This is a genomic window from Cognataquiflexum nitidum (assembly GCF_022538055.1).
Classification (GTDB): domain Bacteria; phylum Bacteroidota; class Bacteroidia; order Cytophagales; family Cyclobacteriaceae; genus Cognataquiflexum; species Cognataquiflexum nitidum.
Genome location: NZ_JAKZAM010000039.1, coordinates 20371 through 36813, shown reverse-complemented (window position 1 = coordinate 36813; position 16443 = coordinate 20371). Strand labels below are relative to the sequence as shown.

At 40.6% G+C, this 16443-nt stretch carries 16 protein-coding genes and 1 pseudogene; 14 read left to right on the top strand and 3 right to left on the bottom strand.

Annotated features, from left to right (window positions below; genetic code table 11):
- Positions 1-126 precede the first annotated feature (126 nt).
- The 9 genes and pseudogenes from MMU07_RS19650 to MMU07_RS19610 all read left to right on the top strand — a co-directional run bounded on the left by MMU07_RS19650 (position 127) and on the right by MMU07_RS19610 (position 5538).
- Complete coding sequence (locus MMU07_RS19650; protein WP_241128315.1) at positions 127-540, top strand: hypothetical protein; 414 nt, start codon at positions 127-129, stop codon at positions 538-540.
- 296 nt (positions 541-836) lie between these two features.
- A complete protein-coding gene (locus tag MMU07_RS19645; protein WP_241128314.1) occupies positions 837-1106 on the top strand; it encodes a GNAT family N-acetyltransferase in 270 nt (89 codons plus the stop codon).
- Between the two features lie 24 nt (positions 1107-1130).
- A complete protein-coding gene (locus tag MMU07_RS19640; protein ID WP_241128313.1) occupies positions 1131-2033 on the top strand; it encodes an NAD-dependent epimerase/dehydratase family protein in 903 nt (300 codons plus the stop codon).
- A gap of 50 nt (positions 2034-2083) precedes the next feature.
- Positions 2084-2434 (top strand): hypothetical protein, encoded by a 351-nt coding sequence (locus MMU07_RS19635; RefSeq protein ID WP_241128312.1) that lies wholly within the window; start codon positions 2084-2086, stop codon positions 2432-2434.
- 11 nt (positions 2435-2445) lie between these two features.
- Positions 2446-2619, top strand: a pseudogene (locus MMU07_RS19630) (NAD-dependent epimerase/dehydratase family protein); the annotation flags it as partial.
- A 52-nt stretch (positions 2620-2671) separates the two neighbouring features.
- The gene (gene gloA2, locus MMU07_RS19625) at positions 2672-3064 is read left to right on the top strand and encodes an SMU1112c/YaeR family gloxylase I-like metalloprotein (protein WP_241128311.1); all 393 of its coding nucleotides are present in this window, start codon (positions 2672-2674) and stop codon (positions 3062-3064) included.
- Between the two features lie 94 nt (positions 3065-3158).
- The gene (locus tag MMU07_RS19620; RefSeq protein WP_241128310.1) at positions 3159-3611 is read left to right on the top strand and encodes a hypothetical protein; all 453 of its coding nucleotides are present in this window, start codon (positions 3159-3161) and stop codon (positions 3609-3611) included.
- Positions 3612-3733: 122 nt separating this feature from the next.
- Positions 3734-4561: a DUF4349 domain-containing protein gene (locus MMU07_RS19615; RefSeq protein ID WP_241128309.1), complete on the top strand. Its 828-nt coding sequence runs from the start codon at positions 3734-3736 to the stop codon at positions 4559-4561.
- Positions 4558-5538, top strand: a complete 981-nt coding sequence (locus MMU07_RS19610) for a hypothetical protein (RefSeq protein WP_241128308.1) — start codon at positions 4558-4560, stop codon at positions 5536-5538. Before MMU07_RS19615 ends, MMU07_RS19610 begins: the two co-directional genes overlap by 4 nt.
- A 31-nt stretch (positions 5539-5569) precedes the next feature.
- On the opposite strand, the gene MMU07_RS19605 is transcribed toward MMU07_RS19610, so the two are convergent.
- Entirely contained in the window at positions 5570-6871 is a 1302-nt protein-coding gene (locus MMU07_RS19605; protein ID WP_241128307.1) for an aminotransferase class V-fold PLP-dependent enzyme, read from the bottom strand.
- Positions 6872-7133: 262 nt separating this feature from the next.
- On the opposite strand from MMU07_RS19605, the gene MMU07_RS19600 reads away from it, so the two are divergent.
- Entirely contained in the window at positions 7134-7928 is a 795-nt protein-coding gene (locus tag MMU07_RS19600) for a hypothetical protein (RefSeq protein ID WP_241128306.1), read from the top strand.
- 33 nt (positions 7929-7961) lie between these two features.
- Here the strand turns inward: MMU07_RS19600 and alr are convergent, their stop codons facing one another.
- Positions 7962-9116, bottom strand: coding sequence for an alanine racemase (alr, locus tag MMU07_RS19595; RefSeq protein WP_241128305.1), 1155 nt, complete (start codon positions 9114-9116; stop codon positions 7962-7964).
- Between the two features lie 247 nt (positions 9117-9363).
- On the opposite strand from alr, the gene MMU07_RS19590 reads away from it, so the two are divergent.
- The 4 genes from MMU07_RS19590 (at position 9364) to MMU07_RS19575 (ending at position 15432) form a co-directional block, all read left to right on the top strand.
- Entirely contained in the window at positions 9364-11415 is a 2052-nt protein-coding gene (locus MMU07_RS19590; protein WP_241128304.1) for an alpha-L-fucosidase, read from the top strand.
- A gap of 1203 nt (positions 11416-12618) precedes the next feature.
- On the top strand, positions 12619-12990 hold the full coding sequence (locus MMU07_RS19585; protein ID WP_241128303.1) for a GxxExxY protein: 372 nt from the start codon (positions 12619-12621) through the stop codon (positions 12988-12990).
- 164 nt (positions 12991-13154) lie between these two features.
- The gene (locus tag MMU07_RS19580) at positions 13155-13730 is read left to right on the top strand and encodes a gluconate 2-dehydrogenase subunit 3 family protein (protein ID WP_241128302.1); all 576 of its coding nucleotides are present in this window, start codon (positions 13155-13157) and stop codon (positions 13728-13730) included.
- Positions 13723-15432 (top strand): GMC oxidoreductase, encoded by a 1710-nt coding sequence (locus tag MMU07_RS19575; protein WP_241128301.1) that lies wholly within the window; start codon positions 13723-13725, stop codon positions 15430-15432. Before MMU07_RS19580 ends, MMU07_RS19575 begins: the two co-directional genes overlap by 8 nt.
- Before the next feature lie 353 nt (positions 15433-15785).
- Here MMU07_RS19575 and MMU07_RS19570 read toward each other — a convergent pair whose 3' ends face one another.
- Positions 15786-16250, bottom strand: a complete 465-nt coding sequence (locus MMU07_RS19570) for a hypothetical protein (RefSeq protein WP_241128300.1) — start codon at positions 16248-16250, stop codon at positions 15786-15788.
- Between the last annotated feature and the right edge of the window lie 193 nt (positions 16251-16443).

Genomic DNA, 16443 nt, shown 5'->3' with positions numbered 1-16443 from the left:
CTCCATTCAACATTCACTAAACGCAATACCGGGGACTGCCAAATGGCACGGAGCAGTACAGCGTTTAGTTAACCGTTAGGTGCAAGCTTAAAACGAAAATCACAGACAAATTGACAACACTACACAATGACCAAATCAGAAGAAAATATAGACCAAACATTTATAAATTTTGTCACTGACTTTATTACAAAAGACAAGCAAGACAGAATTCTTCTATTTTATAAAAACAAAAAGAATTGGTGGAAAATTAAAATTGAATTTCACACTTCAAATCCATTCGACACAAAAAGACTAAATGAAATATTGCCAAATGAACAGTATGCAGAGAAAATTTACCTTAAAATGAAGTCACTTGGGACAAAAGAAGAGTGTGTTTCACTCCTTGACTATCTGAATGACGAACCTTATACCTGCCAACTTGAAGAAAAGCTTTCAGACACAGTTGGATTTTTATTTGAGACAATCATATATTGCCCAAAGTCAAAGACAGGATATTTTGAAGGGGGACACGCAAAGGACAGGTATATTTTGAAATACTAATTGAAAATTAAAAATGAAAGTAAAGTTTTCAAACGTAATAACAGAAAGAAAGCCAGCACCTAACAGCACCTTCCCCTATACCGGTATAGGAAAAAGAGCAGGAACCCGGGAGCCTTCCTCCCAAAGGACAACTCCATTCAACATTCACTAAACGCAATACCGGGGACTGCCAAATGGCACGGAGCAGTACAGCGTTTAGTTAACCGTTAGCGGTCACGCTAAAGCGACAAAACGAAAACAAACAGTTGACAGTTAAGGACAAAACAATGACAGGAAAAACCTGAACAATTTAAATTATGATTATTAGAGAAGCTATAATTGAAGACATAAAACAAATTCAAATCGTAAGAAATTCTGTAACGGAAAATACTTTGTCAAATCCTAACTTGGTGACGGACGAAGATTGTGAAGAGTTTATTACCAAAAGAGGAAAAGGATGGGTTTGTGAAATTGACGAACAAATTGTGGGTTTTGCAATTGCTGACTTAAAAGAAAATAACATTTGGGCGTTACCTTTTCTTCAAGAACCCTCCAAGTCTCCAAAAGCACTTCAGCAAAAACAATAATTGACCATCAAACCTAAAAAACCCATGAGCATAAAACGAATATTCTTTACCGGAGGATCAGGAAAGGCTGGAAAGCATGTCATCCCTTACTTGCTTGACCAAGGTCATCGGGTCATGAATGTGGACCTGACGCCTTTGAAATATCCCGGGGTGGATAACCTGACAGCGGACATCACTGACTCCGGACAGATGTTCAATGCCATGAGTTCCTATGCTGCATTGGATGAGTTGGAACCGGGAAATGGCATCCCAAAGTTTGATGCAGTCGTGCATTTTGCTGCAGTTCCCAGGATTTTGATCAAGCCTGACAATGAAACTTTCCGGGTCAATACCATCGGTACCTACAATGTGATCGAAGCGGCTGTCAAGCTTGGAATCAAGAAAATCATCATTGCTTCCTCGGAGACGACCTATGGAATCTGTTTTTCGGATGGGCCGACCGATCCCAAATCTCTGCCCTTAGAGGAAGACTACGATGTCGATCCCATGGACAGCTATGGCTTGTCAAAGGTGGTGAATGAACACACTGCCCGTAGTTTTCAGCGGAGGTCAGGATTTGACATTTATGCCCTTCGCATCGGAAATGTGATTGAGCCCCACGAATACGCAGAACTTTTTCCCCACTATTTCAAAAACCCCGAAGTCCGCCGAAGGAATGCCTTCTGCTATATTGATGCACGTGATTTGGGACAGATTGTGGACCTGTGTCTGCAGAAAGACGATTTGGGTTTTCAGGTTTTCAATGCCGGCAATGACCATAACGGAGCGATTATCCCAAGCAAAGAATTGGCGGATCAGTTTTTTCCAGGGGTTCCGATTACCCGTGAATTGGGCGAACATGAGGCTTTATTTTCAAACCGCAAAATCCGCGAAGTTCTTGGTTTTAAAGAAGAACATAACTGGCGGAAATATGTGAAAGGGGAATAAGAAAATGCTGAAAAACTTGACCTAACGATATTTAAGAACCCATAAAAGATATGACCGATCAGTTAATAGATTTCTTAAAATCTAAATATGGCAATAGAATTGACCAACCTCAACCCCTTGAAGACTTGGATAATGGTGCAATTCAAACACAATTGGATCTTGTGGGAAAAAGTATTTCCAATTCATATACCATAGGGATATTGTGGGCAATAATTGGGACAATTTGGTTAATTCTAAGTATTATTTCACTTGTAACAGATAATGTGGGCATACTCAACATCTCCAAAGTGGTATTGGGCTTCATATACATCTTACTAAGCTATTATTATCTCCATAGAAGTGCGGAGCTTAAAAAGAAAGAGGTGATCCTCGAGAAAATATTGTTTATTAACCGAAAATAGAAATCAAGCCTGACCACAATGGAGCGATTATCCCAAGCAAAGAATTGGCCGAAAGATTTTTTCCCGGAGTGCCCATTACCCGTGAATTGGGTGAACATGAGGCCTTGTTCTCCAACCGCAAAATCCGCGAAGTTCTTGGTTTTAAAGAAGAACATAACTGGCGGAAATATGTGAAAGGGGAATAAATGCTGTGTTTGAATTACCGACAAATTAGCTAGCAATCACCCAAGAATTCTTATGAAAAATCTGCTCCTCAAAATACATCATATTGCAGTGATCTGTTCGGATTATACCAAATCGAAGCAATTCTACACCGAAATTTTGGGCTTGGAAATCATCAGGGAGATTTACTGCGAAGAGCGTGGTTCCCATAAGCTGGACCTGGCATTGAATGGGCAGTATATCATCGAACTGTTTTCTTTTCCCAACCCCCCAAAAAGACTTTCCCGACCGGAAGCGACGGGATTGAGGCATTTGGCATTTGAAGTGGAGGAACTTGAAGCGATATTGAAAAAATTGGAAGCCGATCAGGTTTCTTATGAACCAACAAGAACAGATGAGTTTACCGGCAAAAGATTCACCTTTATCTCTGATCCGGACGGATTGCCGATTGAGTTTTATGAAAAGTAGAAAGCCCCTTGGCCGGAACAGCATAGGAAACCTAGGTTTTGATGTTTTTACAAAAAAATTAGGTAATTTTCAGACACATTAATAAGCCCATCCAATGTATCAACAGAATCCCAAAGCCAAGGAAATTGCCTCAAAAAGGAATAAAATCATCCTGTTTTTTGCCCTGATTTTTTTTCTTACCGGTGCATTTGCCGTCAAAAAATTTTTTTATGCCGAGTCGGCTTTTGACAAGCAATTGAAATTGCTGTCCACAGAAATAAACAAAACCACTCCGATATTGGTCGATCAAAATACCCGGCTTGACAGGACCGAAACCAAGCGTGGAGAAGTTTTTCTTTACCATTATACCCTTGTCAATATGGAGAAAGGCAGTTTTGAAGAAGAAGAACTCAGGGAATTTCTTCGAAATCAGATCTTGGACAATATCAAAAACAATCCTGACCTGCAATATTTCAGAGACCATGGTGCTGCGATGACTTATACCTATAAGGACAAAAACAGCAACTACCTTTTTGACCTTACATTCAATGCGGAGGATTATCGGTAGAAAATCATTTTCAGGTAAAACGAAAAAAGGGAATTACAGAAGTTTCTGAAGACATTCGGTCAAACACAGATTTTTTTAAGTACTTTTTCCTTAAATTTTGGTTGAAATTTAACCCTTTTTCTATGAAGCTGTTTTTTGCAATGGCATTTATTGTTGCCGCCTGTTCCAATAATCCGTCAGAAAATACGGATTTTGTTTCCAGCGATTTTGAGGAAACCATAGCAATACCCAACACAAGACAAGAAGCTCCGCTTACGGACTCAAAACTTCTTTCCCCGGATATCAGTCAAAAACTGGTCCGATCCGGAGGGATCAATTTCCAATCAGAAGATTTGGAAAAGGACTATCAGCAGATCAAAGGCATGCTTGGAGGATTCAATGCCTATATGGAAAATGAATCCCAAAACAATGACCAATTCAGAAAGGGATATAACCTCCAGATCAGAGTGCCCTCCGATTCGTACGACAGTCTCTTAAATGTCATTTCCAATTTGGCTTTTAAAATTGACAATAAATACTCCAGTACTGATGATGTGACAGAGCGCTACTATGACCTTCAAAGCCGCATTCAAAATAAAAAAGAACTTGAAAAGAGGTATAGGGAAATACTATCCAAGGCCAATGAGGTCAAGGATATTCTGGAAATCGAGCGGAATCTCAATGAAGTCAGGAGTGATATTGAAATGATGGAGGGACAGTTTAACTACCTCAGCAAGCAGATCAAGTTCAGTTCCCTGCAGGTGCAGTTCTATGAGGAATTGCCTTATGAATTGAATTCGCCTAAGAAAAAAGGTTTTTGGGTGAGGATATTCAATGCTTTGGACAATGGATGGCAGGTTTTTTTGACTGTTTTTGTAGGATTGGTTACGCTTTGGCCATTCTATATCGCAGGTGCCTTGGTTTTTGTCCTTGTGATGTATCTCAGGAGAAAAAACAAAAATCAACCATGAAGCCGCAGATTTTAGGTGTTTTCTTCGGATTGCTTTTTTTGTCGATTTCCTGCGCAAGTATTCAGGACGGTGAAATCAAATTGCGTCTGGACAAGAGTAATTGTTTCCAAGAATTCTACTATGATTATGAAGAAGACAAGATTCCTCTTCCTTTGCATACTATTGCTATCCCTGAAAGCCTCCAAGAGAATTTTTCCAAGCCAAGCATCAATATTGCCAATGCCATGGGGATTTTGGAATTGCTGGAAAGGTATATTGTAAGTTTAGAAGATTTTTATGCAGGTCCAAGCCTTGATAAAAGACTCAGCCAACTGGAACTGTACCAAAAGCTTTCCCAACGGATAAGTTTTGCTGAGTTGGAGATTTCTTCCGAATCAGCCGAATTAAGATGCGAGGAAGAGCGGATAGACCATATCGCCAGTTATCTCAAATCCAGAGAAGGAGATACAGACGCCAGGTTGACGGTGGCTTCCATTGTGGTCGGGGCAGCAGGGGCGATCCTGACTACCGCCTACCTCGACCAGGGAAATACAGGTGAGTATATCGCCCTTGCTACTGGTATTGCGGGAGCGACTTTGGGTGTCATAATATTGGTCAACAAGAAAAAGGTGACCTTTCATCACGAGCGAAACCATCTTCGCGAAATCTGGGAAGGCCCAAAGACTACCAAATATTTTCCGGCTTCGGTATGGTATTACCTCAACTATGTCTATCCTGAAAATGTAGAGAAACTATCAAAGAGAGAGGAAATCGTCGAAAAATGGAAAGGGTTGGGTATGTTTGAAAATGTCAGGCAAAAAGATAAGGAAGAAAAGTTAAAAAAGTTTTTTGGTGAGGGGGCTGTGTACTTTAGTCATGAATTGGTAGAAAGGGCAAGTATGTATGAACCAGCTTGGTTCACAGATCAATCTCATGATGCAGGACTTAAAGAGCCTTTCCAGGGAGTTGGAAGTTTTGCACGCAAAGAAATTTTCTGAAATCAGAAAGAACTAAGGTAATGTTGTCATCTTACCCTTTGGCTATTTTTTCTAATCCATCCACTAATTTATCCAAATCAGAAACTTTGGTATAGACATGGGGAGAAACCCTTACACAGTGGAGGTTTCCCAGTGAAATCGGGGAAGTTTGGATTTTGTACATTTTCATAAGCTTATCATGCAGGTCTCCAGGGTTGACACCTTCCACGGAGACGCATGCCAAAGCACAGCTGAATTCCTTTTTCAAAGAAGTATGTAGCCGGACTTTTGGAATCTCAATGGCTTGGGTTGCCCAATAATCTTTGAGGTAGCGGATTCTTTCTTCTTTCCTTTTGGTACCGATGGCATTGTGGAAGTTAAGGGCCTCCCCGATTCCTTGTTCTATCGGAAAACTTCTGGTCCCCAGGTTTTCAAATTTTCGGATGTCACCACTTTTCGGGTCACCTGCACAGATCAACGGCCACACTTTGGCAATCTTTTCTTTTTTGATCCAAAGCATTCCGCTTCCGATGGGTGCTGAGAGGTATTTGTGGAGACTGGTACCAAAGTAATCCCCTTCCAAATCAGGAATATTGAATTCCAGAAGTCCATAGGAATGCGCTCCGTCAATGATGACTTCAATCCCCCTTTCATGTGCCATTCTGGAGATTTTTTGGACAGGCATGATCTGACCCGTCCAATTGACCACATGGGTAAGGTGGAGGATTTTTGTTTTTTCTGTAATCGCATTCCGATAGGCAGCCACTATTTCCTCGTCATTTTCTATCGGAAATTCAAATGAAAGCTGTTTATAGATAATTCCTTCACGCATTTCCCTTTGCTTCCAAGCCTGCATCATATTCGGGTAGTCTTGATGGCTTCCTATCACTTCATCTCCCCTATTCAGGTCCAATCCATAAATCACTGTTACCAAGGCTTCAGTCGCATTTCTGTTGATGGCAATTTCCTCAGGCGAACATCCGCCTAATTTTGCCAGACTTTCGCGGAGATTTTCCCTTCCCTGATCCAAAATCCGCCACATGTAGTAAGATGGTCCCTGATTGGTCATCAGATTAAACCTTTCCACTGCCTGTTGGACCACGATGGGACTTGGCGAAACCCCACCATTATTCAACATAATGATTGGATCTGAACTCGCAGTATAGCCTTGACGGATTACTGACCAATAATCCTCATTGGAAGCCATTACCGAAGGGCTTTGCAAATGGAAAGACTGCTCAAGGCTTTGCCATTCTGCGGCATGAACCTGGTTAAATACACTGTTTGCTGAAAAAGCGCCGAGCATTGCTGTGGCTTTTTTGATAAAAGAGCGACGGTTTTTGGATGGATTCATTTATTTCATTTTTGACTTTAATTATTGGGATTATAAAAAGAGGTGCCTCAGGCTTTTTAAGATTCTGTCAAAGACCAACGACGAAATATGGATTAATCTACTTACGCCTTAGCACTCAGATTGAACCATAAAAGGCATTCTTTTTAAAACCCGAAAAAAAGCAGGGAAATAGATTTTCTTCTTTAAAAAATACGCAAAAAATCAAGTAAATTCAATCTGAAATATGATAAATGGCTCTTTTTCACCAATATCCTATCTTGAAATGAAGAGAATCCATCTATTCGAGTTCGAAGACATGCCTTGGTTTCCCGATTGGATCAGGGTATTGATGACGAGGTATATCATGACATTTCACAAAATACTGGGGACTGTATGTCTCTTGGAAGAACTGGTTGAAAAAGGATTGCAAAAATCGGAGGCCCAAATGATTTTAGACCTCTGTTCGGGAAGCGGAGGCCCCATGCTTGAGGTAGCATCAAAACTCAGGTCTTCGGGAAAATTTCCTGACCTCAGGCTGATGCTGAGTGACCTGTATCCCAATCTGGAAGCTGCAAAATCCATTAATCAAAAAAAAGATGAAGCTTTAGCTTATCTCATAGATCCATTAGACGCAACACAGGTACGGAAGGGCCTGGTTGGTTTGAGAACAATGGTCAGCAGCATGCATCATATGAAACCGGAAGTGGCCAAAAAAATATTGAAAAATGCGAAAGAAGCCAATCAGCCCATTCTTGTTTTTGAAATTTCTGATAATTCCCCGCCCATTTTTCTTTGGTGGCCGGCGATACCGTTTGCATTTTTAATGAGTCTTATTTTTATGCCTTTGGTGAGACCCATGTCTTGGCAGCAGGTTCTTTTTACCTATCTGATTCCGATACTTCCTCTCTTCATCGCATGGGATGGGGCAGTTTCCAATGCCCGAACTTATACTTTGGAAGATATGGGAGAATTGATCAAGGGATTGTCAGATGAATCCTATAGCTGGGAAATGGGCAAATTGAAAGGAAAGGGAGGAAACAAGTTGTATTTATTGGGAAGCCCTTCCAAGAGTTCCTAATTTTTAAAAAATTCAAACCACTAGACGGAAAGCCTATTCCACGATCTTTCTCGGGATATCCAAAGGCAGCCTTGTTAGCAATTCATAATTTACCTGTTGACTCGATTCTCCAAAGGAAGCGACGGTAATTTCAAATTCGCCTTGAACCCCGATGATGACTACCTCATCTCCCTTCTTTACTTTTTCCAAATCAGTAACATCAACGGCGATGCTGTTCATGGTCACTGTTCCCGTGACGAAAACGATCTTTCCGGAAATGAGGACTTTACCCTGATTGCTGAGCAAACGGCTATATCCATGGCCATATCCGATCGGCACCAAAGCGATCTTCATGTCTCTTGGCGCCATATAACTCGATCCATAACCGATAAATTCCCCCATTTTGACTGATTTGATATTCAATACGCTGCTTTTCCAGCTGATGAGTCTTTTGAGAGGATTTTTATTTGTTGATGGTAAAGATTGAAACCTATACATATAAGTTTCTTGTGTCGGCCAAAATCCATAGGAAGTTATCCCGATTCTGACAAGATCCATTTTTGTTTCGGGATAGAGAAGTGTCGCAGCCGAGCAGGCGGTATGGTATTTTTCAAAAAATAACCCCTGCGCCTCAAACCAATTTTTGAATTTCTTGTATAGCTTGATCTGTTTGCGGACACGCACATAGTTGCTGATACTTTCTGCTCCTGCATAGTGGGTGCATAATCCTTTGAGGGAAAGTTGTTCGCAATTTTCATTAAGAATTTTCAATAATCTTTCTTTTTCTTCCCATTCAAATCCTGTTCTATGGAATCCCGTTTCTACTTCCACATGGATTTTGGCTTTGATTTGCAGCTTTTTGGCAACATTTATTGCCTCCATCAATCTGTCAAATTCAAAAACATAAAAGCTGATTCCTTTTTGAATAATTTCCTCCAAATCTTCATTTTCCAGCATACCCATTATCATCACCTCACTGCCAGTTTTGCTTGAATTATGTACCTGAATGGCCTCATCTGCACTGAAAGTACTGAAGTGGCTGATGCCGTTTTCCTCTGCCAGAAGGACGATGTTTTCAATACCGTGACCATAGGCGTTTCCTTTGACTACGACCGATATTTCGATTTTTGGACCGATATCAGTTTTCAAAAAATCCATGTTTTGCCTGTAGGCTTGTCTGCTGATTTCTATGTAAGAAGTATGACGCATGGCGGCAAATTATACAATTTGGAGGGATTGGAACCTATCATTTCCTAATTGGTTATCTCTTTGCGTCAGAAGTTTTTGCTTTAAAATATTCAACCACCTAATGATTTAGAGCATTGTCCATTGTTTTTACCCTTTTTAGCGTACCATTGACTTGTCGTATTGTTTGTTAAGACCTCATCGAATCAATTAAAAAATGTCATCAACCTTTTGAAGATTTTTTATTAATATTCCTTTTCAATTAATAATCATGAAAAAATACCTCCTCCCACTTCTAATTCTTTTGGCCTGCGAGGGCAAAGAAGTTAACCCTCCGGCGCCTGTAGAGCCGATTCCCTCTGATAAGCAGCTAGCTTGGCATGAGCTTGAATATTACGCTTTTGTGCATTTCAACATGAATACTTTTTCGGATATGGAATGGGGAATGGGGGATGAGCTCCCTTCTGAATTCAACCCGACTGCATTGGATACAAGGCAATGGGCAAAAGTCGCCAAAGAAGCAGGAATGAAAGGGATCATCATTACTGCAAAGCACCATGATGGTTTTTGTCTTTGGCCTTCCGCCTACACAGAGCATTCTGTTAAAAATTCTCCTTGGAAGGATGGCAAAGGAGACCTGATCTGCGAACTGTCAGATGCCTGTAAGGAATATGGGCTGAAGTTTGGGATTTATTATTCCCCTTGGGATCGCAACCATGCCGATTATGGCAAGCCTGAATACATCACGTATATGCGTAATCAGCTTACTGAATTGCTTACCGATTATGGGGATATTTTTGAAGTTTGGTTTGACGGAGCCAATGGTGGAGATGGGTATTATGGTGGAACCAATGAAGTCCGGACGGTGGATAAGCTGACTTATTATGATTGGGAAAATACCTATAATCTTGTCCGTGAATTACAACCCGGAGCGGTGATGTTTAGCGATGCAGGACCTGATGTGCGATGGGTAGGAAATGAACACGGGTTTGCCTATGAGACTACTTGGGGAAATCTCATGCGGGATTCTGTCTTTGCCGGGATGCCTGACTATCCGGAGAGATTTGCTTCAGGCCAAGAAAATGGGACACATTGGGTTCCGGCTGAGTCAGATGTCTCGATCAGGCCGGGATGGTATTACCATGAATATGAAGACCATAAAGTCCGGACTTTGCCGCAGCTATTGGAGATTTATTACAAAAGCATCGGTCAAAACAGTTCTTTGCTGATCAACTTTCCTGTCGACAGAAGGGGTTTGATCCATGAAAAAGACGTGGAGCAGGTTATGAAACTGGCAGATAAAATCAGGGAAGATTTTGCTGTAGATCTGGCCAAAACCGCAAAGTTATCCGCGAGCAATGAACGGGGAAAGGGATTTGAAGCAGTAAATGTGGCCGATGAGGACAAGGAAAGCTATTGGGCCACGGAAGATGGAGTGATTGAGAGCAGTATTGTTTTGACTTTGGTAGAACCGACTTTGATCAACAGGTTTGTGGCACAGGAATATATCCCGCTCGGGCAGCGTATCAAGTCATTTACTTTGGAAGTAGAAACAGAAAATGGTTGGGAGGAAATCTATAAAGGAACAACCGTGGGGATCAAAAGGATTTTGAGGTTTGATGATATTCTTGCGAAGCAAGTCCGGTTTACAATCACCGATGCAAAAGCCAGTCCTACGATTTCCAATATTGGAATATTCTACGCACCAAAGCTCGTCACAGAACCAGAGTTGATCCGATCAAAATCCGGGGAAGTGACGCTCCAGGTTCCTGAAAAAGGAGTGGGAATTTACTACACCTTAGATGGTTCAGAGCCTAATGAAAGCAGCAATAAATATGAAAATCCGATAGCCGTTTTGAGTCCAACCACCCTCAAAGCAATGGCCTTTGACAGTCAAAGTGGGAAGAAAAGTGAGGTTTTGGTCCGTAACTTGGATATACCCAAAACCAAATGGAAAGTGGTCAACCAAGACGAAAACGCTATAAAAGTTATAGACGAAGATTCACAGACCTTTTGGCAAAGTAAGCAAAACGAAGTGGTCATTGATTTAGGCGAATCCGTCGTCATGAATGGTTTTACCTATTGGCCTCCACAAAACAGGTTTATGAGTGGAGTCATTTCGAAATATGCATTTGAGGGAAGTACGGATGGGAAATCTTGGAAGGCTTTGGCCACAGGGGAGTTTTCTAATATCAAAAACAATCCCATCGAGCAGGTGGTCAGGTTTTCGTCGTCCTCAGTCCGCTTTATAAAACTCAAATCCCTTTCCACAACAGATAACCAGCCTGCTACTTTTGCTGAGGTCGGTGTGCTGACAAAGTGAGGGTATTATTTTCAACCACAGATATTCACAAATGAGCACAGATAAAAAATAACCTCAAAGCTTTTTCAATATCCCTTTTGAGCTTATGAATCGTGCAATAATTGAATAGAGAAAGGATAAAGTATTCCAAATATTTGTGCAAATCTGTGTCCATCTGTGGTAAAAACTTTTGCTTCACCACAGATATTCACAAATGAGCACAGATAAAAAATAACCTAAAAGCTTTTTCAATATCCCTTTTGAGCTTATGAATCGTACAATAATTGAATAGAGAAAGGATAAAGTATTCCAAATATTTGTGCAAATCTGTGTCCATCTGTGGTAAAAACTTTTGCTTCACCACAGATATTCACAGATGAGCACAGATAAAAAATAACCTCAAAGTTTTTTCAATATCCCTTTTGAGCTTATTAATAGTGCAATAATTGACTAGATAAAGGATAAAGTATTCCAAATATCTGTGTCCATCTGCGTCCATCTGTGGTAAAAACTTTTGCTTCACCACAGATTTTACAGATGAACACTGATAAAAAATAACCTCAAAGTTTTTTCAATATCCCTTTTGAGCTTATGAATCGTGCAATAATTGAATAGATAAAGAATTCCAAATATCTGTGCAAATCTGTGTCCATCTGTGGTAAAAACTTTTGCTTCACCACAGATATTCACAGATGAACACAGATAAAAAATAACCTCATTAATTTTTTCTTTATCCTTTAGAGGATTGTAAGCGGAAAGTGACTGAATCCATGAATTGTAGATTATGTAAGGCATCTGTGTCCATCTGCGTCCATCTGTGGTAAAAACTTTTGCTTCACCACAGATTTCACAGATGAGCACAGATAAAAAATAACCTCATTAATTTTTTCTTTATCCTTTAGAGGATTGTAAGCGGAAAGTGACTGAATCCATGAATTGTAGATTATGTAAGGCATCTGTGTCCATCTGCGTCCATCTGTGGTAAAAACTTTTGCTTCACCACAGATTTTACAGATGAACACAGATTAAAAAAAATCAACCGTAACATTCATTTTTCTTTCTTGACTTGTATGATATAACTTTTTGGATTGCAGAAGGATAAATTTGGTCAAGCATCTGTGTCCATCTGTGGTTTAATTTTTTTCCTAAACGACATTAGTCGACTAATTTCATAATCAATTTGAATTTGTTTGATATTTTTAATCTCACAAAAATTTTGGTAAAATGGACGATATCAATTTAATCACGAAGGAGATAATCGGAAAATCCTTCAAAGTTTCAAACACCTTGGGAAATGGTTTCTTGGAAAAAATTTATCAAAATGCCTTATTCTATGAATTGACAAAAAGTGGGTTGAATGTCAAGCAACAATATCCCTTGGAGGTCTTTTATGAGGATAAGGTAGTGGGAGAATATTTTGCAGATTTATTAGTTGAAAATAAAATTATTTTGGAATTAAAAGCTACTAAAGCATTGGAGGACATCCACCTGGCCCAAATACTAAATTACCTCAAAGCCTGCGACATGAATTTTGGCTTATTGATAAATTTTGGTACACCAAGAGTTGAAATCAAAAGAGTGCTAAATAATTTTTAAATCCACGTTTCCTCGGTTAAATATGTTTAGGACCTCTCCCAATTTTAAATCAAATTTTATTAATCCCTTTTGTCCTCATTCCCTTTGCATAAAAGGGTTATGAAATTTCCCTAAATCGTTTTACCTTTTTACCTTGATAATAATTCAACCCTAATGACCTTACCATGAAAAGAAGAGACGCCCTCCGGAGCCTTGCCTTGATTACCGGTGGTTTGGTGTTGGTGCCGTCCTGTGATTTCTCCAAGGAAGACATCCTCTCCGCCTACCAAAATCTCCAAATCACGCCTTCGCTCCAACAGCTATTGAAAGAGATTGCAGGAACAATCATCCCTGGTGGAGATATCAAAAGTGCTGCGGAAATAGAAGTACAAGACTTTATCCTTGTCATGGTAAATGATTGTATTGATGCAGGGGGTCATAAATCCTTTATGCAGGGATTGCAGGGATTTGAAGATTTTAGCAAAAAATCAGGAGGAAGTGCCTTTTCAAAATTGGACCAGGCAGGCCGTAAAGCGGTGGTGAAAGCCGCTTTGGAAGTTGAGGTTGCTACTGATGCAAAACCCGAAGATCCTCAGAAAGCCACCAAAGAGTTTATCGCAATGGCCAAGCGCTTTACCATACAGGGATTTATGATGTCGGAATACATCCAAACCCAAGTAAAACCCTATTCCCTGATTCCGGGGGATTATCAGGGTGCAGTATTAATCTCAGACCTCAAACACGAAAGAATCAATGGCTAATTTCAATATAGACGCAGTAAAAGAAAGAACTTTCCAGGCCATAGTCATTGGCTCTGGTTTATCGGGGAGTTGGGCAGCAAAGGAGCTTACCGAGCATGGTGTCAAAACTCTTGTGATCGAAAGAGGCCGGGATGTCAAGCATATCAAAGATTATCCTACCACAAGCATGCTTCCATACGAGTTTGAACACCGGGGACAGCTCACCCAAGAAATCCAAAAAGAAAACCCTATCGTCAGCCGCTGTTATGCTTTCAGGGAAGATGCAGCCCACTTTTTTGTCAAAGACAACGAGCACCCCTATGTGCAGGAGAAGCCTTTTGACTGGATCAGAGGGTATCAGGTAGGAGGCAAGTCATTGCTATGGGCAAGACAGGTCCAAAGATGGTCGGACTTTGATTTTGAAGGTCCGGCAAGAGACGGTTTTGCGGTTGACTGGCCGATCAGGTACAGGGACATCGCACCTTGGTACAGCCATGTTGAAAAGTTTGCGGGAGTTTCGGGTAATAAAGACGGATTGGCAAGTTTACCGGATGGTGAATTTTTGCCGGGTTTTCCGCTGAACGTTGTGGAGGAATATTTTCAAGGCAAACTTAAAGAGCATTATGGAGATGAGCGCCACATGATTTTGGCACGCTGTGCCCACATCACCGGTAATTTTGACTATTACGCGCAGCAGGGAAGAGCAAAATGTCAAAGCAGAAATCTCTGTCAGCGAGGCTGTCCTTTTGGAGGGTATTTCTCGGCCAATTCATCTACCATCCCTTGGGCAGAAAAAACCGGAAACATGACTTTACGGACTGATGCGGTAGTACATTCCATCATTTATGATGAAGAAAAAGGCATAGCAACAGGTGTAAGGGTCATCGATGCCCATACTAAAGAAATGGAGGAATATTATGCCGATGTCATTTTTGTAAATGCTGCAGCATTGAATACCAACCTCATTTTGCTGAATTCTACGTCAAACCGTTTTCCAAACGGGCTTGGCAATGACAGCGGTCTATTAGGTAAATATGTTGCTTTCCATAATTATAGGGCAGGAATCTCCGCCCAATATGAAGGTCACTTGGAATATACCACCCAAGGCGGAAGGCCTACTTCAGGTTATTTTCCACGATTCAGGAATCTTAAAAAACAGGAAACAGATTTCTTGCGTGGTTATGCTGCTGGATTCGGGGCCAACAGGGGTTCTTATGCTGATCAAAACGGTATCGGCATGGAACTGAAAGAAAACCTACTCAATCCTGATAAATATGGACCTTGGAATATTGGGTCACACATGATGGGGGAAACTATTCCCAAGGAAAGCAATTATGTAGCTTTGGATCCAAATCAGAAAGATCCTTTTGGTATGCCTCAGTTGAAAATCAATGTTGATTACGATGACAATGATGAGAAAATGATCAAGGATTACTTGGAGCAGATGACAGAGATGTTTGAAAAGGCAGGCTTCACCAATATCAAAACACGTGACGACAAGCGTGCTCCCGGATTGGATATCCACGAAATGGGTGGGGTAAGAATGGGAAAAGATCCAAAAACTTCTCTGCTCAATGGCAACCATCAACTCCATGCCGTTCCTAATGTCTATGTAACAGACGGCGCTTCGATGACTTCCACTTCAACACAAAATCCATCATTGACTTACATGGCTTTTGCTGCTAGAGCTGCACATCATGCGATGAATTTACCAATAATCTAGAATAGGGGATCTACTCCCTTTTTTATTTCCAAAAACATAAAATAGCCCTGCATTAAAGGTTATAAATTGCATTCGTGTCCGGTAAGAAGAGCCTGCGTGGTATTGATGGATGATATCAGGTTGAGCAGCACTTGCGAAATCAAAAGACACATTTTCTCCTCTCACTGGTGTGTTGTTGATAATAGGTTCATTCAGACTCATGTACCACACTTCCCCACCATTCAAATGGTTAAGACGGATGTCGAGGAGAAATTTTCGTCTTTCTATGGATTTGAAAGGATAGCTTAGATCAAACCTAAACCCGCCACCTAAGAGAAGATAGGAGGTCCGATCACTGACTAATGTCGAGGATTCTAAGGGTTTTGGACAATCTGAAGTAAATTCTTCTCTAGGATCAATAATTGACAATTCAGTGGAGATATAGAGCTATATCCGCCTCCAAAAAACAGGTAAGGCTGTGCGAAAGCCTCCTTTAAAATATCGTACTTTATGTAAGCACTGTTGTTGCTAAAAATATTATATATCTCTACGTTCACATTTCCTTCGTAGCCATTATTGAAGCGGTAACTTTCTTCACGCTTTTCGTAGCCATAGGTTGAGCTGGCAAATTGAACCCCTAAACTAAGGTTGGTACTTGGTATGCGGTAAGCCACATCTGCCGATACTCCATGCCCTGCCTGATTGATAAAATTACTCATCGCACCGCGAGGAGCCGAATTAAGGTATCCAAGACCAAACTCAAACTGTGCATGAGATAATGTGGGTACCAAAACCAAGGACATCAGAAAAGGGATAAGAAAAACAAGTCTGATTTTCATAAGTTTCAGGATTAAATGAAAGTTATTTTTAGGAAATTAGTCTCGGAAATACCTAAGCAATAGAACGGGGATACATTAAAAAAAGATTTCAATTAACTAAATTTTTTTCGTGTGTAATCTTTCAAAGTCTATAGATTATTTCTATTTGGTTAGATATGCGAGAATTATCTACACTATTAATCGGGTTATTTAG